Origin of the sequence: Brevibacterium picturae, assembly GCF_030453725.1 — a bacterium.
Classification (GTDB): domain Bacteria; phylum Actinomycetota; class Actinomycetes; order Actinomycetales; family Brevibacteriaceae; genus Brevibacterium; species Brevibacterium sandarakinum_A.
The window spans coordinates 1-23,765 of the sequence record NZ_JAKDJU010000014.1 but is presented as its reverse complement, the minus strand read 5'-3'; the positions used below and the strand labels follow the sequence as shown (position 1 = coordinate 23,765).

Annotated in this window: 19 protein-coding genes and 3 tRNA genes; 9 read left to right on the top strand and 13 right to left on the bottom strand. The window is 60.5% G+C overall.

Going from position 1 to position 23,765, the window contains the following annotated elements:
* Positions 1–113: 113 nt before the first annotated feature.
* Positions 114–1,487 carry an NAD-dependent succinate-semialdehyde dehydrogenase gene (locus L0G76_RS03060; RefSeq protein ID WP_304355863.1) on the top strand — a complete coding sequence of 458 codons (1,374 nt, stop codon included), beginning with the start codon at positions 114–116 and terminating at the stop codon, positions 1,485–1,487.
* A 153-nt stretch (positions 1,488–1,640) separates the two neighbouring features.
* Here L0G76_RS03060 and L0G76_RS03055 read toward each other — a convergent pair.
* From L0G76_RS03055 to dnaA, 12 genes are all read right to left on the bottom strand, one after another.
* Positions 1,641–1,713 (bottom strand) — tRNA-Ala (locus L0G76_RS03055).
* Positions 1,714–2,088: 375 nt separating this feature from the next.
* Positions 2,089–2,871: a potassium channel family protein gene (locus L0G76_RS03050; RefSeq protein WP_304355862.1), complete on the bottom strand. Its 783-nt coding sequence runs from the start codon at positions 2,869–2,871 to the stop codon at positions 2,089–2,091.
* 94 nt (positions 2,872–2,965) lie between these two features.
* Positions 2,966–4,411 carry a DHA2 family efflux MFS transporter permease subunit gene (locus L0G76_RS03045; RefSeq protein WP_304355861.1) on the bottom strand — a complete coding sequence of 482 codons (1,446 nt, stop codon included), beginning with the start codon at positions 4,409–4,411 and terminating at the stop codon, positions 2,966–2,968.
* Positions 4,412–4,753: 342 nt separating this feature from the next.
* Positions 4,754–4,829, bottom strand: a tRNA-Ala gene (locus tag L0G76_RS03040).
* A 151-nt stretch (positions 4,830–4,980) separates the two neighbouring features.
* Positions 4,981–5,054 (bottom strand) — tRNA-Ile (locus tag L0G76_RS03035).
* 217 nt (positions 5,055–5,271) lie between these two features.
* Positions 5,272–6,123 carry a DUF3566 domain-containing protein gene (locus L0G76_RS03030; RefSeq protein WP_304355860.1) on the bottom strand — a complete coding sequence of 284 codons (852 nt, stop codon included), beginning with the start codon at positions 6,121–6,123 and terminating at the stop codon, positions 5,272–5,274.
* Positions 6,120–8,678: a DNA gyrase subunit A gene (gene gyrA / locus L0G76_RS03025; protein ID WP_304355859.1), complete on the bottom strand. Its 2,559-nt coding sequence runs from the start codon at positions 8,676–8,678 to the stop codon at positions 6,120–6,122. The genes L0G76_RS03030 and gyrA overlap by 4 nt, the downstream gene beginning before the upstream one ends.
* Positions 8,679–8,787: 109 nt before the next feature.
* Positions 8,788–10,785, bottom strand: coding sequence for a DNA topoisomerase (ATP-hydrolyzing) subunit B (gyrB, locus tag L0G76_RS03020; protein WP_304355858.1), 1,998 nt, complete (start codon positions 10,783–10,785; stop codon positions 8,788–8,790).
* Positions 10,786–11,034: 249 nt separating this feature from the next.
* Positions 11,035–11,547: a DciA family protein gene (locus L0G76_RS03015; protein WP_092105137.1), complete on the bottom strand. Its 513-nt coding sequence runs from the start codon at positions 11,545–11,547 to the stop codon at positions 11,035–11,037.
* Entirely contained in the window at positions 11,544–12,668 is a 1,125-nt protein-coding gene (gene recF / locus L0G76_RS03010; RefSeq protein ID WP_304355857.1) for a DNA replication/repair protein RecF, read from the bottom strand. Before recF ends, L0G76_RS03015 begins: the two co-directional genes overlap by 4 nt.
* Positions 12,669–13,808: a DNA polymerase III subunit beta gene (dnaN, locus tag L0G76_RS03005; RefSeq protein ID WP_304355856.1), complete on the bottom strand. Its 1,140-nt coding sequence runs from the start codon at positions 13,806–13,808 to the stop codon at positions 12,669–12,671. It lies immediately after the preceding gene.
* Between the two features lie 541 nt (positions 13,809–14,349).
* Entirely contained in the window at positions 14,350–15,942 is a 1,593-nt protein-coding gene (gene dnaA, locus L0G76_RS03000) for a chromosomal replication initiator protein DnaA (RefSeq protein ID WP_487246981.1), read from the bottom strand.
* 457 nt (positions 15,943–16,399) lie between these two features.
* Here dnaA and rpmH point away from each other — a divergent pair, with 457 nt between their 5' ends.
* From rpmH to L0G76_RS02965, 7 genes are all read left to right on the top strand, one after another.
* Positions 16,400–16,537 (top strand): 50S ribosomal protein L34, encoded by a 138-nt coding sequence (gene rpmH, locus L0G76_RS02995; RefSeq protein ID WP_009882743.1) that lies wholly within the window; start codon positions 16,400–16,402, stop codon positions 16,535–16,537.
* Positions 16,538–16,539: 2 nt separating this feature from the next.
* The gene (rnpA, locus tag L0G76_RS02990) at positions 16,540–16,905 is read left to right on the top strand and encodes a ribonuclease P protein component (RefSeq protein WP_304355854.1); all 366 of its coding nucleotides are present in this window, start codon (positions 16,540–16,542) and stop codon (positions 16,903–16,905) included.
* 82 nt (positions 16,906–16,987) lie between these two features.
* Positions 16,988–17,242, top strand: a complete 255-nt coding sequence (gene yidD / locus L0G76_RS02985; protein WP_304355853.1) for a membrane protein insertion efficiency factor YidD — start codon at positions 16,988–16,990, stop codon at positions 17,240–17,242.
* Between the two features lie 173 nt (positions 17,243–17,415).
* Positions 17,416–18,375: a membrane protein insertase YidC gene (gene yidC, locus L0G76_RS02980; RefSeq protein WP_304355852.1), complete on the top strand. Its 960-nt coding sequence runs from the start codon at positions 17,416–17,418 to the stop codon at positions 18,373–18,375.
* A gap of 9 nt (positions 18,376–18,384) precedes the next feature.
* Positions 18,385–19,002, top strand: coding sequence for a Jag family protein (locus L0G76_RS02975; protein ID WP_304355851.1), 618 nt, complete (start codon positions 18,385–18,387; stop codon positions 19,000–19,002).
* Complete coding sequence (gene rsmG / locus L0G76_RS02970) at positions 18,995–19,633, top strand: 16S rRNA (guanine(527)-N(7))-methyltransferase RsmG (protein ID WP_304355850.1); 639 nt, start codon at positions 18,995–18,997, stop codon at positions 19,631–19,633. Before L0G76_RS02975 ends, rsmG begins: the two co-directional genes overlap by 8 nt.
* Before the next feature lie 66 nt (positions 19,634–19,699).
* Positions 19,700–20,596, top strand: coding sequence for a ParA family protein (locus tag L0G76_RS02965; protein ID WP_304355849.1), 897 nt, complete (start codon positions 19,700–19,702; stop codon positions 20,594–20,596).
* Positions 20,597–21,028: 432 nt separating this feature from the next.
* On the opposite strand, the gene L0G76_RS02960 is transcribed toward L0G76_RS02965, so the two are convergent.
* The gene (locus tag L0G76_RS02960) at positions 21,029–21,274 is read right to left on the bottom strand and encodes a hypothetical protein (protein WP_304355848.1); all 246 of its coding nucleotides are present in this window, start codon (positions 21,272–21,274) and stop codon (positions 21,029–21,031) included.
* 391 nt (positions 21,275–21,665) lie between these two features.
* Between L0G76_RS02960 and L0G76_RS02955 the strand changes: the two genes are divergently transcribed.
* Complete coding sequence (locus tag L0G76_RS02955) at positions 21,666–22,487, top strand: ParB/RepB/Spo0J family partition protein (RefSeq protein WP_487246980.1); 822 nt, start codon at positions 21,666–21,668, stop codon at positions 22,485–22,487.
* Positions 22,488–23,765: the final 1,278 nt, after the last annotated feature.

The window sequence follows — 23,765 nt, the reverse complement described above, 5'->3', positions numbered from 1 at the left end:
CGTGAGTCTCACCCCGCCGGCAAGAGTATGAGACGGACTTGCCCTTGTGGAATGCGCACGTCATTGTTCTTGTTGAGACTACAAGCCGATTCGTACGTGCGAGAGGACGTTCTATGAGCAAGTTCGCAGTGACAAATGCCAACACCGGTGAGGTTGAGGAGGAGTTCGCCTCCGTCCCCAAGGAAGAGATCCCCGGTTACATCGATCGCGCCCACGATGCCCACCTTGCGTGGAAGGAGACGCCGCTGCATGAGCGCTCCGCGATCCTGCGGAAGTTCGCCGACCTCGTCGATGCCAATGCCGATGAGATGACCGACATCATCGGCCGTGAGATGGGCAAGGTCAAGAAGCAGGGCCTCGGCGAAGTGGACAAGGTCGCTCGCACGGCCCGCTGGATGGCCGACAACGCCGCCACTCACCTGGCCCCCACACAGCTCGCTGCCGCAGGTGCGGCCAGCAGCTACGTCCGCCACCAGCCGCTGGGCGTTCTGCTGGGCATCATGCCGTGGAACTTCCCCTATAACCAGATCGCCCGCTTCGTGCTGCCCAACCTCATGGTCGGCAATGCGATCATCATGAAGCAGGCCTCGATCTGCCCGAAGTCCTCGCAGTACTTCGAGGATCTCCTCACCGAGGCGGGTCTTCCCAAGGGCGTGTACCAGAACATCTACCTCGACAGCTCGCACGCCGAGGAGGTCCTCAAGGACTTCCGCGTCAAGGGCTTCTCGCTCACCGGCTCCGAAGGCGCGGGCGCTTCCGTTGCTTCCATCGCCGCGAAGTACTACAAGCGTGCCGTCCTCGAGCTCGGCGGCAACGACCCCGCCGTCGTCCTCGACTCCAAGGACGTGCCGGCACTGGCCAAGAAGCTCGTCGGCCTGCGACTGGCGAACGCCGGTCAGGTCTGCACCTCGCCCAAGCGCATGATCGTCGTCGATGACCTCTACGACGAGTTCCTCGCCGAGGCCGTCAAGGCCGCCGAGGCGACGAAGGTCTCGACCTTCGACGACCCCGAGGTCGGCATGGGCCCGGTCTCATCCGAGGGTGCTCGCGATGACATCGTGGCTATGATCGACAAAGCCGTGTCCGATGGTGCCACGCTGCACACCGGTGGCGAGAAGCTTGACCGTCCCGGCTGGTTCATGTCGCCGGCCGTGATCTCCGATATCGATCCGAAGTCGGACCTCGGCTGCAACGAGCTCTTCGGACCCGCGGTCATGGTCTACCGGGCCAAGGACGAAGAGGATGCGCTGCGTTTGGCCAATGACACCGAATACGGCCTCATGAGCTCGGTGTGGACCGATGACCTCGAGAAGGGTGAGCGCTTCGGTGCCAAGGTCAACGCCGGAATGACGCTGATCAACTCCCATATGGAATCGGGACCGGAATACCCGTTCGGCGGAATCAACCGCTCGGGCTACGGCCGCGAGAATGCGCAGTGGGCATTCCAGGCGTTCACGAACGAACACCTCATCCGCGTCCACGCCTGAAATACGGCCCCTGACAGTCAGGCGGCTTCCAGGCGGCCTGACTGTCAGGGAATGAACCTCTCGATAAACGAATAGATGAAGGTCCCGCCGGCAACGTCCATATCGTTGCCGGCGGGACCTTCTTTACGAGTGCTGTCTCAATAGCTTCTCGAGTGGAGGTAAGGGGACTCGAACCCCTAACCCTCTGCTTGCAAAGCAGATGCGCTACCAATTGCGCCATACCCCCTCTGGGCACAGACCGACTTTACCCGTTTGAACAGTGCATGCGCAATCAGGCGAGAACTGCAAAGATCCGTTCAGGCGCATCACCACACACTCAGCACCCCTGACCTTCGACCCGGTATCGGCGACCTTCGTGAAACCCTCCTTCGCGAACATCGCCCGCGTGTCTGGGTAGGTGAAGGCCGGTGCCAGCTTTTCGGGGGTGTCGACGGGGTGGGCCTTGATCACCTCGGTTCCGGTATCCCACGCGAAGCCGATTGCGCCCCGCAGAAGTCACTGACCTATTCCCTGTGTTCGTTTCTCGCCTATACGTGGCATCGAGAGCGTGCCAGAGCAGCACCGGACTGCGGCAGTGACCGAATCTACTCACCGAAGATTCTCATACAGGCCCCTGATATGTTGAGTCATCGACTCGATCACCGGTTCGCCTCGGCGAATTTGCTGTTGCCTTCGCCTCCCCTCCAATGGTTTCGATCTGAAGCGCCAGCGTTTCGATCGCCTGTTCGAGGGCATGGATGTGGGCGACGGTGGCCGATTGGTTCTCCTCCGCATCCGTCGAGACCTTTTCGACGATCCAGGAGGCCAGCGTCCCGGTGACGACACCGAGAAGGGCAATCCCACCAAGCATGAGGAAGACGGCGAGCACCCGACCAAAACCGCTCACGGGTGCCATATCCCCGTAGCCAACCGTGGTCACGGTGACGAAGGCCCACCAGATCGCATCGCCGAAGGAATTGATCGCCGATTCGGTTCCGCGTTCGGCGTCGAGGACGGCGAGCGACGCGGCATACACGAGCAGTGCCGACGCCGAGGCGGTGTAGATGAGGATCCGACCACGCACAGCAGTGCCGACGGTGCGGTTGAGGACGTGCAGGACCGTGATGGCGCGCAGGACGCGCAGGGGCCGCAGCAACGGCAGTACGATCACGGCGAGATCGAAGAGATGGTGACGGAACCAGTCCCAACGGTGTTCGGCGAGCCAGAGGCTGACCACGTAGTCGATGACGAAGACGAACCACGAGATGATGACCAAGGCCAAAGCGATCTCGGCATGTGTGCCGGTGGGCTGTCCGATCACCTGCCAGCTGTAGACGCCGAGGAAGATGAGCGCGGCGACCACGAGTGGCCATTCCATGATGTGCTGCCAGCGTTTCGAATTCACGACGACGACTCTAGTTCAGGTTCTGTCCGCCGCGCCACGCCTGCAGGTGGGCAGGCGCGCAAGTGGCGGGAACCGTGGCTAGCTCATTCAGAGATCACGTGGCAGGTGTCTCCGGAACCAGAGGGGCCGCCTCGCTGGGGGTCTCTTCCTGGTCTTCGGGCTTCTTGATGAAGAACGACAGAACCACGGGCACCAGAGCGATGATTGCGGCCAACAGGAACGCGTTATGAGCACCGGGTGCACCGGATTCCGCCACCGAACGTCCTGCCGCCTCACCGGAGTGAAGGGCGGAGGAGTAGATGGAGATGAGAAGCGCGGTTCCTGCGGCTCCTGCCACCTGCTGCATGGTGTTGAGCGCCGCGGATCCGTGCGAGTAAAGTTTCGGCTCCAGCGACCCCAGTGAGGCGGAGAACAGGGGTGTGAACGACGCCGCCAGTCCCAGCGACATCACGGTCTGGATGACGACGAGCACCCAGGTGGGCGTCCCCACCCCGACCATGGAGTAGGAGAACATCGACGCAGCGATCATGACCGAGCCCGGGATCAGCAGGGTCCTGGGACCACGCGCGTCGTAGATGCGTCCCATGATCGGAGCGAGAACGCCCATGAGAATGGATCCCGGCAGGAGGACGAGGCCCGACTGGGTGGCGTTGAGGCCGGCGACGTTCTGCAGGTACAGCGGAAGCAGGGAGAAGGTGCCGAACATGGCCAGCGAGACGACGGCCATGATGACGACCGCGATGACGTAGTTCTTTGCGGAGAAGACACGCAGGTCCAGCAGCGCCCGGTCCTCCTTCTGCAGCGTCAGCTGACGCCATGCGAACAGGGCCAGGAACACGAGACCGGCAACGATGGCAGTCCACGCGGAGGTGGTGGAGGCACCTCCACCATCGCCCCCCTGACCGCCGCCGAACTGGCTCAGGCCGAACACGATTCCGCCGAATGCGAAGACAGAGAGCACGACGGAGACCACGTCGATGGGCGCATGGGTGCTCTCACCCAGGTTGGTCATCCACTTCGCACCCAGCCCGAGGGCGACGAGCGCGATCGGCAGGACGATGGCGAAGAGCCAACGCCACCCGAGCGAGTCGAGCACAATGCCTGACATCGTCGGACCGATTGCAGGGGCCAGCGAGATGACGAGGCCGACCCGGCCCATCATCCGACCGCGCGAATGCGGCGGGACGACATTCATCATCGTCGTCATCAGCAGCGGCATCATGATGCCAGTGCCTGCGGCTTGGACCACGCGTCCCACAAGCAGGACGGTGAAGCCCGGAGCGACGAGACAGATCAGGGTGCCGGTCGAAAACAGGATCATCGCGGCCAGGAAGATCTGACGGGTCGTGAAACGCTGCAGCAGGAATCCCGTCGTGGGAATGACAACGGCCATGGTCAGCATGAACGCGCTGGTCAGCCACTGCCCGAGTTCCGGAGGAATTCCGAGCGAAGCGTTGAGCTCCGGAATCGCGATGGCCATCGTCGTTTCGTTGAGGATCGCGACGAAGGCGGCCACCAGCAACAGCCAGATCACCCGCATACCGGCAGGGTCGATTGCGGAATCAGATGTCTCGTGCGGGTGGGCTTGTGAGCTGTCGCGGGACAAGGAAATACTCCGATCAGAGATGAGAATGAGCCGCCGGGGTAGGGCGGAAGCACTCGTCGACAATCCAGTCAACGGCAATTCAGGTTAGCTTATTCCGCTCGCCGTGAGATATATGGATGCCCCCACAATTCGGGGAAAACCAACTTCTCGTTGACCTGACCACGTGCAGCAGATGCCGCTGACCACATGCGCCCAGCTGCCACCGACGGGAGGAGAGGGGGGAAGCCGCTACAGCACGAAGGCTCCGAACCGATTCGGTCCGGAGCCTTCGTCATCTGGTGGAGGTAAGGGGACTCGAACCCCTAACCCTCTGCTTGCAAAGCAGATGCGCTACCAATTGCGCCATACCCCCAGAAGGGACTCACCCTCACACCGTGTCGGTGTGTTCGGACCATTCGGCTTGGGCACTCTGATTGCTGTGCCGCCACCGGAAGAAAACTCCGAGTCCCACAAGTGTGAGACCGCTGAGAATCCATTTCTTCATGATCCTCCTCGAAAGGATGTGGGCCTACCTGGACTTGAACCAGGGACCTCTTCGTTATCAGCGAAGCGCTCTAACCGCCTGAGCTATAGGCCCTTTTCAGGGGGTGAACCCGAGGTAAAACGATACCCAACGGGTCATTCCAACACAAATCGGCTGACAGTGACTCGCCTCACATGAACTCATCATACGCCGAAAACAGACCGTGAACTGCCTGGCGACGATCCGGAATCCCGGTCAGGGCATCCGGGTCGCCGTCAGGCAGTGGGCGCGTTGTGGAGCAGATGAGAGCCGATGCAGACTGCTGTCGGTCTCAGTCGTCGGTCAGGGTCAGATGGAATCCACCCGCGATGAGGGAGCCGATGTTGTAGATGAACGCGGCCAGAGTGGACAGAGCCGTCATCAGCACGATGTTGATGACTGCGATGATGAAGCCGGCCGCAACGACCCGACCGAATCCGAAGATTCCAATGATCTGCTCTGCCGATTCGGCTCCTGCGAGCTCAGTCATCGTATCTTCCAGACCGCCCATCACGCCTGTTGCTTGGAGAACGACCCAGAGCACGATGAAAGCCACGATGGTGGCGATGCCGATGGCCACGGACATGAGGAACGACATCTTCATGACCGACCACGGATCCACCGCTGACACGGTGAGGCGAACCGTTCGCGGGCCCTTCTTCTTTTTGTTGCCCTTGCCGCTTTCGACCATGTTCTTGACGCCCATTTTCACGCCGCCGGAGCTGGCGCGAACGGTGTTGGCAGTTGCTCCCATCGCCGAGGTGGCCGGGCCGCTTCCCGACGTGGACTTCTGCGATCCGGTTGCCTGACTCGAGGCAGCGGAGCCGCCGGAGGCGGTCCCTGCAGAGGGCTGTCCAGCCGCAGCCGAACCGCCCGAAGGCTGCCCGGCCGAAGGAGCCCTGTTGGGCTTCGGTGAGGCCTTGGGAGCAGGAGGAGTCACCACCCGGGTCTTATCGGGTGCTGTGCCCGAGTTGCCGGAGCTCTTCGAGTCGCCGGGGGCATTCGACTCGCTGGGGGCATTCGACTCGCCGGAGCCGGTCGCATCAGCCTGATCCGCGTCCTTCGCCGATCCTGCCGTCAAGCGGGTGGAACCACTGGACGTGCGTATGACCTTGCCTGAGCCTGGCTGTTTGTCGTCACTCACTCTTCCACATCCTCGCCGCCGGTTTGAGGCTCTGCGTCCTCGCCCTCCGGTTCCTCAGCTTCTTCGTCTAGCTCTTCGACCACGGTCGCGGGTCCTCGCGTTACTGCGATAATACGGTCATTCTTGCCCGGTTTCGCGAACACCACACCCATCGTGTTGCGTCCCTTTGCCGGAACCTCATCGATATTCGACCGTACGATCTTACCGCGTTCCATGACGACGAGGACTTCTTCTCCCTCGTCGACAATGAGTCCGCCCACCAAGTCTCCGCGCTGTTCCGTGATCTTGGCAACCCGGATTCCCAGGCCGCCACGGCCCTGCAGGCGGTATTCGTCGACCGGAGTCCGCTTCGCATAGCCGCCCTCTGTCACGACGAAGACGAAGGTGTCCGGCTGGATGACATCCATGGTCAGCAGCTCGTCATCGTCCTTGAACTTCATTCCGCTCACGCCGCCGGTGACTCGACCCAGCGGACGAATCGAATCGTCGTCGGCAGCAAACCGGATCGACATTCCCTTGCGGGAGATCATGAGCAGATGATCATCGGCGCTGACGATCCGCGCCGACACCAGCTCATCCGGCTGACCCTTGTACTCACGGAGGTTGATCGCGATGACGCCGCCCGTGCGGTTCGAGTCGTACTCGCTCAGACGGGTCTTCTTCACGACGCCGGACTGCGTGGCCAGGATGAGGAAATCAGCTTCCTCGTAGTCTCGGATCGAGAGCACCTTGGCGATCGTCTCGCCCGGCTGCAGAGCAAGCAGATTCGCCACGTGCTGGCCCTTGGCATCTCGCGACCCCTCGGGGAGCTCATAGGCCTTGGCCCGGTAGACGCGCCCGGTGTTCGTGAAGAACAGCAGCCAATTGTGCGTGGAGGTGACGAAGAACTGTTCGACGACGTCGTCTCCACGCAGGTTTGCGCCCTTGATGCCCTTTCCGCCACGGTGCTGAGCGCGATACAGGTGGTTCTGGGTGCGCTTTGCGTATCCACCGCGGGTGATGGTGACGACGACCTCTTCCTCCGGAATCAGGTCTTCCATCGAGACATCGCCGTCGAATCCGGCCAGGATCCTGGTCCGGCGATCGTCACCGTAGCGGTCGACGATCTCCTCGAGTTCTTCGGACACGATCTCGCGCTGCCGAGAGGGAGTCGCAAGGATGTATTTGAACTCGGCGATCTGCTGTTCGATCTTGTCGGCCTCTTCCTGGATCTTCAGGCGTTCCAGGGCGGCCAGACGGCGCAGCTGCAGATCGAGAATGGCATTGGCCTGAATCTCATCGACTTCGAGGAGCTCCATCAGCCCGGTACGAGCCTCATCGGACGAGGGTGAACGACGGATCAGCGCAATGACCTCGTCGAGGGCATCGAGTGCCTTGAGATAGCCGCGCAGGATATGCGCGCGCTCCTCGGCCTTGCGCAGACGGAATTCGGTGCGACGGACGATGACTTCGATCTGGTGTTTGACCCACAGGCGCAGGAAGGAATCCAGGCTGAGGGTGCGCGGCACGCTGTCGACGATCGCCAGCATGTTCGCAGAGAAGTTCTCCTGCAGTGACGTGTGCTTGTAAAGGTTGTTGAGCACGACCTTCGCCACCGCATCACGCTTGAGCACGATGACCAGACGCTGTCCGGTGCGTCCCGAAGACTCGTCACGGAGGTCGGCGATGCCGGCGACCTTGCCGTCCTTGACGTAGGAGGCGATCTTCGCGGCCAGGGTGTCGGGGTTGACCATATGCGGCAGCTCCGTGACGACCAAGCAGGTGCGTCCCTGGATCTCCTCAACCTCGACGACAGCACGCTGTGTGATCGAGCCGCGACCGGTGCGGTACATGTCCTCGATGCCCTTGCGGCCCAGGACCGTCGCAGCCATCGGGAAGTCGGGACCCTTGACGATGCCGAGCAGCGCCTCCAGCGCCTCTTCTTTGCTGGATTCGGGGTGGGAGAGCAGCCACTGCGCGCCGGTTGCAACCTCGCGCAGGTTGTGCGGAGGGATGTTCGTGGCCATGCCCACGGCGATACCCGAGGAACCGTTGACCAGCAGGTTCGGGAACCGCGAGGGAAGAACCGTCGGCTCCTGGTTGCGACCGTCGTAGTTGTCCTGGAAGTCGACGGTCCCCTCGTCGATGTCCCTGACCATCTCCATAGCCAGAGGAGCCATCTTGCACTCGGTGTAACGGGGGGCGGCAGCGCCGTCATCACCCTGTGAGCCGAAGTTGCCCTGTCCAGCGACGAGCGGGTAGCGCATCGTCCACGGCTGCACGAGGCGGACCATGGCGTCGTAGATCGCCGTATCACCGTGCGGGTGATACTGGCCCATGACGTCGCCGACGACGCGTGAGCACTTGGAGAAGTTGCGGTCCGGCCGGTAGCCGCCGTCGAACATCGCGTACAGCACACGCCGGTGGACGGGCTTGAGCCCGTCACGGATGTCGGGCAGGGCACGTCCGACGATCACGCTCATCGCATAATCGAGGTACGACCTCTGCATCTCGAGATTGAGATCAACCTGTTCGATACGGTTGATTTCGGTTCCGATGTCGTTTTCGTCAGCCAATGTGGGCTCTTCCCTTGTGTCTTGGCCCGCGCAGCAGGGCGGTGATTGAGTTCATGAGAGTCTGTAGGCCCGTCGGCTCCCGGCGGTGGCCGGGAACCGACGGTGAGGATCAGATGTCGAGGAAGCGAACGTCTTTCGCGTTCTCTTGGATGAAGCGTCGGCGCGAATCCACGTCATCGCCCATGAGGACTGTGAAAATCTCGTCGGCGACGATCGCATCGTCGAGCGACACCTGCTTGAGCAGCCGATGGTCGGGATCCATCGTGGTCTCCCACAGCTCCGAATAGTTCATCTCGCCCAAGCCCTTGTAGCGCTGAATCGCCATGTCCTTGGGCAGGCGTTTGCCCGCCGCTCGACCAGCTTCCAGGAGACCATCGCTTTCCTTCTCGGTGTAGGCGAACTCGTGAGGAGAGTTCGACCACTTGAGCCGATACAGCGGAGGAGTCGCCAGGTACACGTAGCCGTGCTCGATGAGCGGCTTCATGTAGCGGAAGATCAGCGTCAGCAGCAGCGTCGTGATGTGCTGACCATCGACGTCGGCGTCGGCCATGAGCACGATCTTGTGGTAACGGAGCTTGTCGAGATCGAACTCTTCGCCGATGCCGGTGCCGAAGGCGGTGATCATGGCCTGGACCTCATTGTTGCCCAGAGCCCGGTCGAGTCGTGCCTTCTCCACGTTGAGGATCTTGCCGCGCAGCGGCAGGATCGCCTGGGTATTCGGATTGCGCCCCTGTGTTGCGGAGCCGCCTGCGGAGTCGCCCTCGACGATGAATACTTCGGAGATCGTCGGGTCTTTGGACTGGCAGTCCTTGAGCTTGCCGGGCATGCCCGAGGACTCGAGCAGTCCCTTGCGCCGGGTGGCTTCGCGGGCCTTGCGCGCAGCCAGTCTCGCCTGGGATGCCTGGAGTCCCTTGCGGACGACGTCCTTGGCCTGCGCCGGGTTGGATTCCATCCAGTGCCCGAGTTCATCGCGGACTACCCGCTGGACGAAGCCCTTGACCTCCGAGTTGCCCAGCTTCGTCTTCGTCTGGCCCTCGAACTGGGGATCGCCGAGCTTGACCGAGATGACTGCGGTCAGACCTTCACGGATGTCATCGCCGGTGAGGTTGGCGTCCTTTTCCCGCAGGAGCTTCTGTTCGCGGGCGTAGTTGTTGATCAGCGAGGTCAGCGCCGTGCGGAAGCCCTCTTCGTGGGTGCCGCCCTCATGGGTGTTGATGACGTTGGCGTAGGTGTGGACCGATTCGCTGTACGATGTCGTCCATTGCATGGCGATCTCGAGAGAGAGCGTCTCTTCGGCTTCCTCGGCCTCGAAGACGATGACGTCCGGGTGGACGAGATCGGTCTTCTTCGTCGAGTTCAGGTACTGCACGTAGTCGAGCAGACCGTGTTCGTAGTAGTACGTGGCCTCACGCGGCTTCGCCTCTGCTTCTTCGTCCTCGTCGATCTGGACGTTGTCCTCGTCGATCTGGGCGTGGCGTTCGTCGGTGAGGCTGATCTTCATGCCCTTGTTGAGGAACGCCATCTGCTGGAACCGCGCACGCAGGTACTCATAGGAGAAGTCCGTGGTCTCGAAGATCGTCGAGTCCGGCCAGAAGGTCACCATCGTCCCGGTCTCGGATGTCTCTTCGCCACGTCTGAGCTCTCCGGTGGGTACGCCACGTTCGAAGTCCATGTTCCAGACGTAGCCATCGCGGCGGACCTCGACCTGAAGACGCTCGGACAGCGCATTGACGACTGTCGAACCCACACCATGGAGGCCACCGGCCACGGCGTAGCCGCCTCCGCCGAACTTGCCTCCGGCGTGCAGAATGGTGAGGATCACCTCGACGGTGGGCTTTCCTTCGGTGGGGTGCATCGCCACCGGCATGCCGCGCCCGTCATCGACGACTCTCACGCCGCCGTCGGTGAGGATCGTCACCTCGATGTGATCGCAGTACCCGGCCATCGCCTCGTCGACGGAGTTGTCGACGATTTCCTGAACCAGGTGGTGGAGACCGCGTTCCGAGGTCGAACCGATATACATGCCAGGTCGCTTGCGAACTGCTTCGAGACCCTCGAGTACCGTAATATCCCCGGCATCGTAATGGGGCAGATCCTCGGTCGTCATATGACTCCTTGTAAGAGTGGGCGCTAACAGCTTCCCATTCTACCGCGCCAGCGCCAGAAATGCCCGTAAGCGGCCCATTAAGGTGCATTTCCGGATTTTCGAAGCCTCGGATGTACCCCCGGGCACGAAAGGGACCGGCTATCGCCGTTTAAGGCCTTCTATCGTTCTTCGCATTCTGTCTCCGCGCAGACTCAGGAATTCATCTGCTGAACCCCGCCCGACCCTCATCGTTCGGGTGAGCTTGCCGACTCAGCCGAAGGTGTCGCGTGGTCCACGGCCGGATACGCTGCGCCGACCCTTCTTGAAGGTCCGGCCCCGCGGTCCGCGGATCTCGATCTCCGTGATCGTCTGCGAACCGAGCCCGGCCTCCAACGCTCTCAGGATGGTCGGTTTGAGCACCCGCAGCTGTGTCGCCCAGGTCGTCGAATCCGCGGCGATGATGAGCAGTGGAGGAGAGAAGTCGACGGGTTTGCAGTGCATCGCCACCTGTTCTCCCACCAGCTCGGGCCACCGGCCCAGCACCTTGCCGATGTCGATCGACGAGGACCAGCCGCGAGCGGAGATGAGCTTTCCGAGTGCCGACGAGATCGCTGCGGGATCGCGTTTGTCCTTGCCCGCCGAGGTGTAGACGGCTTCACCACGCAGTCGTGACCGTCGGCGGCTGCGGACGAACTTCGCCTCTGTTGCCTCCATCCGACGCACGCGGTCGAGGGCTTCGAGGGCCGCGACCGGAGTAGAGGTGTCCTTCTCGATGCCGCTCATGGAAGCAGTCGCTCCTGCCCGATCTTTCGCCCCTCCAGCCCCTCGGGCAGGTCTGCGTCGACGGCCGCGGTGATGAATACCTGCTCGGCTGCGGTGATCCGCGATGCCAGTCGGCTGCGACGACCGGTGTCGAGTTCGGCGAAGACGTCGTCGAGGACGAGGACCGGCTGTTCGGCAGCAGACCCGGCATCGGAACTGAGCAGATCCCATCCCGCCAGCTGCATCGCCAGGGCCAGCGACCAGGTCTCGCCATGTGAGGCGTAGCCCTTCGCCGGATGATCGCCGATCGTCAGCGCCAGATCGTCGCGACCGGGACCGTGCAGGGTCAGACCGCGTTCGATCTCAGTGGTGCGTCTTCGTTCGAGGGCGGCCAGCAGGAGCTCTCTGCATTCGGCTGCGGACTCGGCCTGCGAATAGTCGATACGCGAATCGTAGCGAGCCTTGATTCCCTGCCGTTCCAGCCGCGCATCGGCAGCGATATAGGCGAAGTTGTTCTGCAGCGGTTCAACGATGTCGGCGAGGATCTTTCGCCGCCCGAACACCAGCTCTGAGGCGGAGTCCGCGTAGGCCATGTTCCAGATGTCCAAGGTTGCCTCGAGGCCGGGGTCGCGGTCCTCGCGCAGGCGCTTCAGCAGTGCATTGCGCTGCTTGAGCGCACGTTCGAAATCCGTGATCACCGAGGCGTAGCGCGGATTGCGCGACACGACCAAGGTGTCGATCCAGGACCGTCGTTCCGCTGGTTCGCCCCGGACGAGGCTGAGATCCTCCGGCGCGAAGACCACGCAGGAGACGAGTCCCAGAATCTCTTTCATCTTCACAGGTGTTCGGTTGACCCGTGCCCGATTGGCGCCCTTCGACTGGATCGAGACTTCGACTGTGGCATGACGCTGATCGCGGTTGACCAGAGCCGATACGGTGGCCGTCTGCGAGGACTCGTTGACCAGCGGAGCATCGAAGGCCACCCGGTGAGAGCGCTGATGGGCCAGATACCCGATGGCTTCGACGATATTGGTCTTGCCCGTCCCGTTGTCGGCCACGAATGTGGTGACTCCGGGTTCGAACTCGAGGTCGAGTTCAGGATAGGACCGGTAGTTGCGCAGTGAAAGTCGGGATATCCACATTCAGATACGTGTTGGCATGAGCAAGTATCGATACGACTCGTCGGCCGACGATTCCAGATCCTTCTGTCCTGAGATGATGACGGGTTTCATCGGCTGTGTGAACGAGAAGTTCACGTACGGGCTCTCGATTGCGGCCAGACCTTCGGCGATGTAGTGCGGGTTGAAGCCGACGGTGATCGACTCGCCCTGCAGCACAGCCTCGACGGCCTCCGATGCTTGAGCATCGTCACCGGTTCCGGCGTGAAGGGTGAGCATCCCATCGCTGACCTCGAACCGCAGTGGAGTGTTTCGTTCGGCGACGAGGGAGACACGACGGACTGCTTCGCGCAGCACGCCCGTTTCGACGATCGCGTGGATCGGCACGGAATCGGGGAACAGAGAACGTACCTTGGGGTATTCGCCCTCGACGAGCAGTGACGTCGTGACCCGTCCCGCCGAGGTGAAGGAGATGAGATCCTTGCCCGCATCGTTGCTCAGACCGACCGTGACATCGCCGCCGAGTGACTTGGACACATCGGAGAGTGTGCGTCCGCGCAGAAGCGCGACAGCGGAGACGTCGGGGCGGCCGGGGTTCCAGGTGAACTCACGAACGGCGAGCCGATAGCGGTCGGTGGCCAGGAGGGTGACCTTCTCGCCTTCGATCTCGACGCGCACGCTGGTCAGAATCGGCAGTGTGTCATCCTTCGACGTTGCGATCGTGACCTGAGAGACGGCGTTCTGGAATTCGCCGGCGGCAACGGTTCCCGAAGCGTCGGGGACCTGAGGCAGGGCTGGGTATTCTCCCACCGGCATCGTCATCAGCGAGAAGCGAGACGAGCTGCACGTGACGTCGACCTTCGAATCGATCTGTTCAAGGGTGACTTCCTGATTCGGAAGCGCCTTGGAGATATCGGCGAGGAGTCGTCCGGAGACCAGCACAGTGCCGGCAGTGACGACATCGGCTGCGATTTCGACTCGGGATGAGACTTCGTAGTCGAAGACGGACAGACGGACGGTCCCACCAGCCTCGGCGGTGATGAGGATGCCGGTGAGAACCGGTGCGGACGGACGACTGGGGAGAGTCTTGGTAGCCCAGGTCACTGCATCGGCAAGGACGTCGCGGTTGACTTTGAACTTCAGGGGAGATGTTTCGGCGTTCACTTTACTCCTTCGGGGTGGCCACCCGACGTACTCAAGACACTGGCGTGAGGTTGCTCGGAAAACTTTACACAGCCTATCCGAAATCTCAGCTTCCCGGCATTGGACAGCCAACATCATGATCGAGCACTTGCGCTGCGCCGACCGAGACTTCGGCGATCTCGCATTCGAGAATCGACCGTAACGCTGTGTTCGAATAAGCGACGGGGTCCCGAGCTCCTGTCGAGCTCGTGCTCGAGAGCTTCCCGACCGAGCCGATGCAGTCGGTGGCGGTCACCCTCTTACAACGTCAATTCATGGAGTAGAAGTATTAGCACCTGTGGAGAATGTGGACAACCATCGGTTACGCCCGAGTAATCAAGGCTTGAGCGATCCCCAGGGGTGTGGATCCCCTGTGTACGCTCACGCAGCCTTCGGTGGGCGCTTGGGTAAGCACATCCATGTAGTTCACATCCGTCCACTCACCTCGTGGAGTTATCCACCATTCTATCCCCAGGATACGTGGTTTGTCCCCATGGTTATCCACAGATGTGTATACCGTGTTCTATAGGCGATGTTGCTGTTTAATGCGGTTTGTTAATTCGGTGACCTGAGTGTAGACCGCCCGTCGCTCAGCCATCTGAGTTCGAATCTTCTTGTTCGCATGCATCACTGTGGTGTGGTCGCGCCCGCCGAAGGCCTGACCGATCTTCGGCAGCGACAGCTCTGTGAGCTCACGGCACAGATACATGGCGATCTGACGAGCGGTGGTCAGGGTCCGAGACCGGGAGGTGCCGCACAGATCATCGAGCGTGAGACTGAAGTAGGCGGCGGTCTGGCCCATGATGTCGGCTGCGGTGATGGCTGGTGTGTCGTCCTCGGTGATGAAGTCCTTGAGGACGGTCTCGGCCAGACTGACGTCGACCTGCTGATCATTGAGGTTTGCGAAGGCGGTCACGCGAATCAGTGCCCCCTCGAGTTCACGGATGTTCGACGAGATCCGCGATGCGATGTATTCGAGGACGTCATTGGGAACGTCGAGCTGCTCGCCGGCTGCCTTGCGACGCAGAATCGCGAAGCGCGTCTCCATGTCCGGAGGCTGCACATCGGTCAGGAGGCCCCATTCGAACCGAGAGCGCAGCCGTTCTTCGAAGCCCTTGAGCTTCTTCGGCGGCTGGTCGGAGGTGATGACGACCTGTTTCACCTCATTGTGCAGAGCATTGAATGTGTGGAAGAACTCTTCGACCGTCGCATCCTTGCCCTGCAGGAACTGGATGTCATCGATCATCAGGATGTCGACCTCGCGGTAGCGGCGCTGGAACGCCGGACGCAGAGAGTTCGAGGTCTTCGACGAGCCGATCGTGTTGATGAAGTCGTTGACGAACTCTTCGCTCGAGACGTATTTCACTCGGATCTCGGGGAACAGCTGCGTCGCGTAGTAGCCGATCGCGTGCAGGAGGTGCGTCTTGCCCAGACCCGAATCGCCGTAGATGAACAGGGGGTTGTAAGCCTTGGCCGGCGCCTCGGCCACGGCGAAGGCCGCCGCATGCGCGAAGCGGTTGGATGCGCCGATGACGAAGGTGTCGAAGGTGTACTTCGGGTTGAGCTGGGCGACGCCGGGAACCTCGACCGGTGGAGTGGACTGGGCGGCGGTCGCCTCGGCGATCTTCATCTCTCGCGTCGTTCTTTCCACAGGTGCACCGTTATCGGGTGCCGGCCCGGGGGCGTCGTATCTGGGTGACTGCGGCTGGGGGTGGGGCGCGCGGTCGTAGGGAGGTGGCGTCTGCAGCTGAGGAGATGGGGCATGTGCGGGTGCATTGGCCGGTGATCCTGTGGATCCCATCGCCGAGGTGGACGTCTCCGGATCGATCTCGATCGGTGATCCTGGTGTGGGTTCCCCGATGAGATCTTCGAACCTGATCGGTACGTCGAGCTCCGGATCGACGACGAACCCGAACGTCACCTCGAAACCGAGTACATGGGAGAACTCCTTGGTCAACGGTCCGAGAAGACGTGTCTCAATGGTTCTGCGCGTGTGCTCATCGCGGACGGCGAGAAGGACCAGTGCGTTGTCGACAAGGGCCTTGGGCACAGCGAGAGAGAGAAAGCCCTTCTGGTGGGCGGTCAGACTGGCGTCCTGATCCAGGGTCGAGACCACCGTCCGCCATTGGCTGATGAGCTCATTCTTGGAATTCGACTCCGTCAATCTTCCTCCGTCTTCGTAGTTTCCTCATGGTGCGGTCCACACCTGTGTATGACTTCCACATAGTTTTCCACAGTTTGTGGAGAACTGGCGAGTCATCCCAGCAATCCTCCACATGGGTGGATAACCATGTGGAAAACTACACGCTTGTTACTTGTGGACGACCTCGGATGTGCAGGGGATGAATTGCCGCGAACAGTCCGCAACGGTGACGTGAAACATTGGCATCGAGTTTGACCTGCAACTTTGACCTTAGCTAAGATGGAGTGTCCTGTGTACCGGGCTTCATCCGATTATCCTGAATATCTTTTGGCTCTTATGCACAGGAGTGCTCGGCGGTCGACAACCTCACCGCCGTTTTTTGTGAGAACGCACCGTCGTTCGACCGCAACCTAGAAATCGGAGACTTGAAGTGAGTAAGCGTACTTTCCAGCCCAATAACCGCAAGCGCGCCAAGAAGCACGGCTTCCGTCTGCGCATGCGCACCCGTGCCGGCCGTTCGATCCTGGCCGCACGTCGTCGCAAGGGACGTGCCGAAGTTTCGGCATAAGTGTGATCACCGCGGCTCACCGGATCCGCAGCGGCGACGACTTCAGACGAGTCTTCAAAGCTGGCGTCCGCGTGCGCTCGGGCCATTTGATGGCACACAGCCTGATCGATAGTGATGATTCCCACGCTGCACGCGTGGGTTTCATCGTATCCAAGGCCGTAGGAAACGCCGTTGTTCGGAATCGAGTGAAACGTCGTCTCCGAGAGATCATGCGGGTTCGACTCGACAGTCTGGCGCCCGGCGCTCTGTTCGTGATCAGAGCATTGCCCCAAGCCGCCGAAGCAGAATTTGCAGAGCTCGAGTCCGAAGTCACGAAGCTCATGGACAAGGCGCAGAAGAAGCTCGAGAGCCGTGGACGCCGAACATGATCTGAAGCACCCATCGGAGGTGCCCCGCAGACCGGCGGGATTCTGGCCCACAGCCTGGTGGGTGATCCGAATCGGACCGCGCATGCCATTCGTATGGTTCATCAGAGCCTATCGAGTTGTGGTGTCTCCGATGTACGGGCAGGTCTGTCGGTACTATCCAAGCTGCTCGATGTACGGTCTGGAGGCCTTCGAGATACACGGAGTTCTCAAGGGAATGGTGTTAACTGGGTGGCGAATACTGCGATGCAATCCCTTCTCCCATGGTGGGGTGGACCATGTTCCCGGTTCAGCGCGCCAGGCCCGCTCAATTTCGATGCACAACGACGAGGGCTGCTGACAATATTCGGCGTGTGTGCCGCAGATGTTCAGCGCATCTGTGCACCACGGACAGCTGCGAGGTTGACGCCTCCGGCTAGCACGAGACCGGGACCGAAGGTCCTGTCTCGCTAAGACCTGCGAACAATGGCAAAATGAACGATCGTGAAGAATCGTTGTAACGAGGAGTACTGAATGGAATGGATGGACAAGCTGCTCTACCCGCTGCAGTGGGTAGTTGCTTGGATCCTCGCGATCTTCCACGAGATCTTCACTGCGATCGGTCTGCCGGCCGCCAACGGTTGGACCTGGGTGCTGTCGATCGCGGGGCTGACTCTCGTGATCCGTGCGATCCTGATTCCGCTGTTCGTCTACCAGATCAAGTCCCAGCGGAAGATGCAGCTGCTGCAGCCTCAGATTCAGCGCCTGCAGGCTAAGTACAAGGGCAAGAAGGATCAGTACTCGCGTCAGGCCATGGCCGAAGAGCAGATGAGCCTGTTCCGCGACAACAAGACCAGCCCCTGGGCCTCGTGTCTGCCTCTCCTCGTGCAGATGCCGATCTTCTTCTCGCTCTTCCGCGTCATCCACAACATGCCCGACGTTGCCTCGGGAAAGATCGACGCGATCGGCGGGTTCACTCAGACCCTGGCTCAGCAGGCCGAGCAGTCGTCGGTCTTCGGCATCTCGCTGTCCGCGACTTTCATGTCGGATGGATTCGGCGTCAAACTCCTCACCGGTGTGCTCATCGTCATCATGGCCTCGACGATGTTCGTCACTCAGAAGCAGATGATGGCGAAGAACATGTCGGAGTCCGCTATGGCGAACCCGATGATGCAGTCGCAGAAGATGCTCCTCTACGTGATGCCGCTTGTGTTCGGCATCGGCGGCATCTACTTCCCGCTCGGTGTTCTCTTCTACTGGCTGGTCTCGAACACGTGGACGATGTGCCAGCAGGCTGTGGTCATCCACAACATGCCGGCCCCCGGTTCTAAAGCCGAGAAGGAGATGCTGGAGCGGAAGGCACGCAAGGGCAAGACCGCGCAGCAGCCTGAGGTCAAAGGTGGCACGGACACTGCCGTTGAGCAGGCCCCGAACCACAGCCGTCAGCGGCAGCAGCCGGTGAGCAAGAACCGCAAGAAGAACAAGAAGCGCTGAGGAAGAACCATGACTGAAGAGAATGTCGATGCGAGCGTCGACGAGACTGTTGATGCGAACGTCGACCAGGGTGTCGAAGCGGGCGTCGACCAGAGTGTCGAAGCGAGCGTCGCGGACAACGGTGACACGAAGACTGCGAAGCCGACGAGAGCAGAGCTCCTCGAAGAAGAGGGAGAGATCGCAGCAGACTACCTGGAAGAACTGATGGATCTCGCTGATATCGATGGCGACATCGACATCGACGTCGGAGATGGCCGTGCGCAACTGTCTGTCGTCTGCGAGGACGAGGAAGATTCCAACCTTCGCACGCTGGTGGGCCGAGATGGCAAGACCCTCGGCGCCCTGCAGGAACTCAGCCGTCTGGCCGTCCAGACGAGCACCGGGCAGCGATCGTGGCTGATGCTCGACATCGATGGTTTCCGCAATAGTCGTCGCGATGAGCTCATCAAGAAGGCTCAGCGAGCGATCGAAGGTGTCAAGGAATCGGGCGATGAGTTCGCTTTCAAGCCGATGAACAGCTTCGAACGCAAAATTATCCACGATCAGGTGGCTCAAGCCGGATTGGTTTCGGAGTCCGAAGGCGAGGGTGACGGTCGGCATGTGCTCGTCCGTCCGGCCCATGACTGACATCTCCGCTCTCGAAGTTCCCCCACCAGGTACCGAAGAGTACTTCGGAGCTGCCTACCCAGCAGCGATGCAGTATGCACAGCATCTGGCAACTACCGGCATCGAATGGGGACTGATCGGCCCTCGTGAGATCGACAGACTCTGGACCAGGCACATCCTCAACTGTGCCGTCGTCGCCGAGTTCATTGATGACAGTGACGTCGTCGGTGATGTCGGCAGCGGTGCCGGACTGCCCGGGATTCCGATTGCCCTGCTTCGTCCGCAAGCCCAGATCGTGCTGATCGAACCGATGGAGCGCAGGGTCGAATGGCTGAAGATGGTCGTCGACGACCTGGGTCTGGACAATGTGCGCATCGTCCGCGCTCGGGTCGAAGAACTCGTTGATGAGGAGATGTTCACCGTTGTGACTGCGCGTGCGGTCAAAGCGATGACGACTCTCATCGAATGGACTCATGAAGTGATGGGACCAGATGGACGCATCCTCGCGCTCAAAGGTGCTTCGGTCGAGGCCGAATTGGCGAAGACGAAGAAGCTGTTGAAACGCTACCGCCTGACCCAGCCGAAGATTCACATCGTCGACGGTGGAATCCTCGATGTTCCCAGCCGTGTCGTCGAGATAGCTAAGAAATAGTACGAAGTAGATTTGGTCTAGGCTGAGTATAGCTTTGTGAAACCAATGGATGATGGAGTGCGCCGAATGCCGATCATGGACGAGTCGTCTCCCATAGGTGCTGCAATCGCGCGCGACAATCGTCGCGCCGATCGACTGTCCCAGGCGAGTTTTCCTCAACCGGACTCTACTCGGGTCTTCACTATCGCCAACCAGAAGGGCGGAGTCGGGAAGACGACCACTGCGGTGAATATCGCCGCTGCGCTGGCGAACCAGAACCTCAACGTTCTGCTCATCGACATTGATCCACAGGGCAACGCGAGCACGGCGCTGGGTATCGATCACTATTCCGAAGTCACCAGCATCTATGACGTGATCATTGACGATGTTCCCATGCGCGAGGCAGTTGCCCAATGCCCGGACTTCGAGACCCTCAAGTGCGTTCCTGCGACGATCGACCTGGCCGGAGCCGAGATCGAGCTGGTCTCCCTTGTCGCACGGGAGCAGCGTCTGCAGCGGTCTCTGGGTGTCTATCTCGATGAAGAGGCCGCAGCGGGTAACCGTGTGGATTACGTTATCGTGGACTGCCCTCCGAGCCTGGGTCTGCTGACGGTCAACGCTTTCGTTGCGGCGCGGGAAGTCCTCATACCGATTCAGTGTGAATACTATGCTCTCGAGGGCTTGAGCCAACTGCTCAAGAACATTCAGCTCATCCAGAAGCATCTCAACCCCAAATTGGCGATCAGCACAATTCTGCTCACCATGTACGACGGTCGGACCAACCTCAGTGCTCAGGTCGCAGATGACGTTCGCACCCATTTCCCCGAGCAGGTCCTGTCATCCTCGATTCCACGCTCCGTGCGCATTTCTGAAGCTCCGAGTTTCGGACAGACAGTCATTTCATACGACCCCCATTCCAGTGGCGCTTTGTCCTATCGGGAAGCCGCCGAAGAAATAGCACAACGAGGAGTAGATCGTGGCTGAACGCAGGAAGCGTGGTTTGGGCCGTGGGCTTGGCGCTTTGATCCCGGATGCGGCGGAGAGCGATCGTCCGGTGGACGTATTCTTCTCCGGTGGTGAAGCTGAAGAGGCCAACCAGGGTACAGAAGAGGCGAAGGCACCCCGTGCCGCTCGCACGGATCCTGCAGCGTCTATGCAGTCGTCTCGCCGGCGAAAGCCCAAGTCCGGAACCACAGCTGGGTCATCGTCGGCAAAGACGTCCACGAAGTCGTCCCCGAAGGCCGAAAGTGACTCGGAGTCTGCTCCATCGAAGAGTGCGACCGCGAATGCAGCTCCCGCGAAGACCGCTTCCAAGAAGAGCGCGTCTGCGCAAGGCGTGCCTGCGAAGACCTCCTCTGCGAAGGTTGCTCCCGCGAAGAGTACATCCAGCTCATCTTCGTCCAAGCCCGGCAGTTCTCAAGCCGCGGCAAAGAAGGCCCCTTCCGGAGCCAATTCCGCAGAGGCGAAGCCAGTCGGCTCGACGTCGACTCCGTCCAAATCGACCTCGTCCAAATCTACGGGGACTGATTCCTCTGCGACGAAGGCGACCGGTGCGAAGACACCCAGTTCGACATCGGCCGGATCAACGACATCGGCTGAAAGCTCGTCGGCCACGCGCACGGAGGGCGGTTCGGCGAGCTCGAGTCCAGCGAGGAAGCCCACTGAAACGGCCGGTCCTTCGCCTTCTGATTCTGTGCCGAGTTCTACGCCGGACGTTGGTACACCGGAGCCGGACCCTCAGAACCATGCAGCATCAGACGCGCCGGTCGTGGAAGCCTCTGAACCGGTGGTGGAAGCGAGTTCGACTGATCTGACCGACGAACGCACGGATGAAGTCCCATCCCAGTCGGACGATGTGTCTGAGACTCATCCCGGGGTCTACAGGTCGGGCAATCAAATATTCGATGAGGCAAGGAACGCCGGAAGCTCGCAGACTGAATCTACTACGGATGTAGTCAATGCGGATTCCGACTCTTCGAATCGGTCTGCAGGCTCAGCTGAAGGCGGGGAAGCTGATGGTACGGCTCCCGGTGCTGATTCTGAGGTCGCCGGAGTGGATTCGATCCCCGATACCGAATTCGGCGAGATCGATGTTGATCGCATCGACGCTAATCCTCGACAGCCACGCACCTTCTTTGATGAAGATCAGCTCAGCGAGCTCGTTCACAGCATCCGTGAGATCGGCGTACTGCAGCCAGTTGTCGTCCGACAGAAGCCCAGCGATCGAGAACGCTTCGAACTCATTATGGGTGAGCGTCGTCTTCGGGCGACAAAGGACGCCGGTCTTTCAACGATTCCTGCGATCATCAGATATGTCGATGACACTGACCTGCTGCGGGACGCGCTTCTCGAGAACTTGCATCGTGCTGAACTGAACCCACTTGAGGAAGCGGCGGCGTATGGCCAGCTGCTGGAGGACTTCGGATGTACGCAGGAAGAACTGTCCGAACGTATCGGCCGATCTCGACCGCAGATCTCTAACACACTGCGCTTGCTTCGCTTGCCGCCTCTGGTCCAGCGCCGAGTAGCGGCCGGGGTTATTTCGGCTGGACACGCTCGAGCGATTCTTGGTCTTCGCGAACCGGAACACATGGAAGTCCTTGCTCAGCGCATCGTCGCCGAGGGCTTGTCTGTGCGAGCGTCTGAAGAAGCCGTGGTTCTGTTGAATCGTGGCGACTCCATGAATGTTTCACGTGCAACGCCCCGGGTGGCGCCTCAGTTCATTGAGGTTGCAGATCGTCTCGGCGATCGTTTGGAGACGAAGGTGAACATCACCGTGGGAAAGAAGAAGGGGAAATTGAGCGTAGAGTTTGCGAACCAAGACGATCTCAATCGCATCCTCAGTCTGCTCGGGGTGGAGTCGCCGGCCGAGTAGTATGTTCACGACCCAAATTTTTCAGGCGGGTGAGAGAGCCCACGGGCTCTCTCACCCGCCTTATTGCTGCTCAGCTCCGGCCTTCTGGTTGAGTGTCTGCGAATGCTTCTGATGATGTAGCAATCTATGCGTCTCCTGTGGTTCGTACAGGAGGTGTGCAATTCTTACCGAAAGTGATCGCGCAGAGCTCAGCGAACGTGTCCACTGGGTTTAGCTGTGAAATCCATCTTTCACCTCGCGGCTTCGGAGTCGAGGAACTGTCGGGGTGGTTTCACGTGAAACAAGAGCGTGTTGTGAGTGTCAACGCTTCTACATGTATGGCGTGGAGGAATGACGGTGAGTGAACGGCACCGTACACAGTGCTGTGCCAAAATTGGGCCGCTGTGGGCTCGGGTTTGGGAACTCTCGAGAGCGGCAATCTTTCGCTATTGCTGCCTGATCGCGATGTGGTTGGCTTGAGAAAGTTGTTGCCCCCTATGTCACTTCCTGATTCAGGCTGTCCGATCTCCGCCGCGGTGTCGGTTTCACGTGAAACTACATGTCTGCCTCCTATGAGGACGTCAGTGCCAATCGCGGCAAGCAGAGTCTCCTCGTCGAGTTTCGGGCTTCATGCCGGTCTCTGTACGCAGATGGTCAGCTCCCTCTCGCTGTGGTGACTTCACTGTTGTCACTGGGACACGCGTAAGTACTCGGACGTTCAAGAGCCAGTCGATCCGGTCCTCGGGGCCAGCGATACTGGCTCTGAGCGCCAGTATCAGCGGCTGTCGGAGCCGCCCGCCACAGCCGGACTATTCTCACAAATTGCAGCTGGTGTCGGCGTTGCTCTTCTACCTGAACTTCCGGCTGTCTGGGAAGCGTTCTGGTGATCTACACTCCCAGGAATCGGCAGCAAATACCCACCGCCGGCGAGCTCAACATATCCGACAGGCCGGACCAGGCGGCCTGCCGTACCGCCGTGATGTCATTGCACGGGGTCCGCAACGATGTCGGGGCAGGCGATGATGGCCGCGCACCTGCTGCAGCGCCGTCGCGTATAGGTCTTCTCTGCGCGATTGAGGGACACAACACTCGACTGTGTGTCCTGACGGTGACAGGGCGGGTCCCAATTGCTCCGGTCCTTCCCCCGATTCGTTATCGATGAATTTGCGTGGTGGATTTCAAGCGCGCGATCGATGAAGCCCAAGCAAACGCAAATTCAACTCGCGTCTTTCGGCTGCAAGAAACTCGGCGGTGCAATTATCCGTGTGTCGACAATCGTTCTGTGGGCCCTACACCTCT

What these genes read in the sequence shown, in the direction of transcription:
- L0G76_RS03060 (WP_304355863.1), top strand. Translation starts at nt 114, where the DNA reads ATGAGCAAGTTCGCAGTGACAAATGCCAACACCGGTGAGGTTGAGGAG.
- L0G76_RS03045 (WP_304355861.1), bottom strand. Translation starts at nt 4,411, where the DNA reads ATGCGGGTGATCTGGCTGTTGCTGGTGGCCGCCTTCGTCGCGATCCTC.
- gyrB (WP_304355858.1), bottom strand. Translation starts at nt 10,785, where the DNA reads ATGACGACCGAGGATCTGCCCCATTACGATGCCGGGGATATTACGGTA.
- L0G76_RS03015 (WP_092105137.1), bottom strand. Translation starts at nt 11,547, where the DNA reads ATGAGCGGCATCGAGAAGGACACCTCTACTCCGGTCGCGGCCCTCGAA.
- recF (WP_304355857.1), bottom strand. Translation starts at nt 12,668, where the DNA reads ATGTGGATATCCCGACTTTCACTGCGCAACTACCGGTCCTATCCTGAA.
- yidD (WP_304355853.1), top strand. Translation starts at nt 16,988, where the DNA reads ATGCCATTCGTATGGTTCATCAGAGCCTATCGAGTTGTGGTGTCTCCG.
- yidC (WP_304355852.1), top strand. Translation starts at nt 17,416, where the DNA reads ATGGAATGGATGGACAAGCTGCTCTACCCGCTGCAGTGGGTAGTTGCT.
- L0G76_RS02975 (WP_304355851.1), top strand. Translation starts at nt 18,385, where the DNA reads ATGACTGAAGAGAATGTCGATGCGAGCGTCGACGAGACTGTTGATGCG.
- rsmG (WP_304355850.1), top strand. Translation starts at nt 18,995, where the DNA reads ATGACTGACATCTCCGCTCTCGAAGTTCCCCCACCAGGTACCGAAGAG.
- L0G76_RS02965 (WP_304355849.1), top strand. Translation starts at nt 19,700, where the DNA reads ATGCCGATCATGGACGAGTCGTCTCCCATAGGTGCTGCAATCGCGCGC.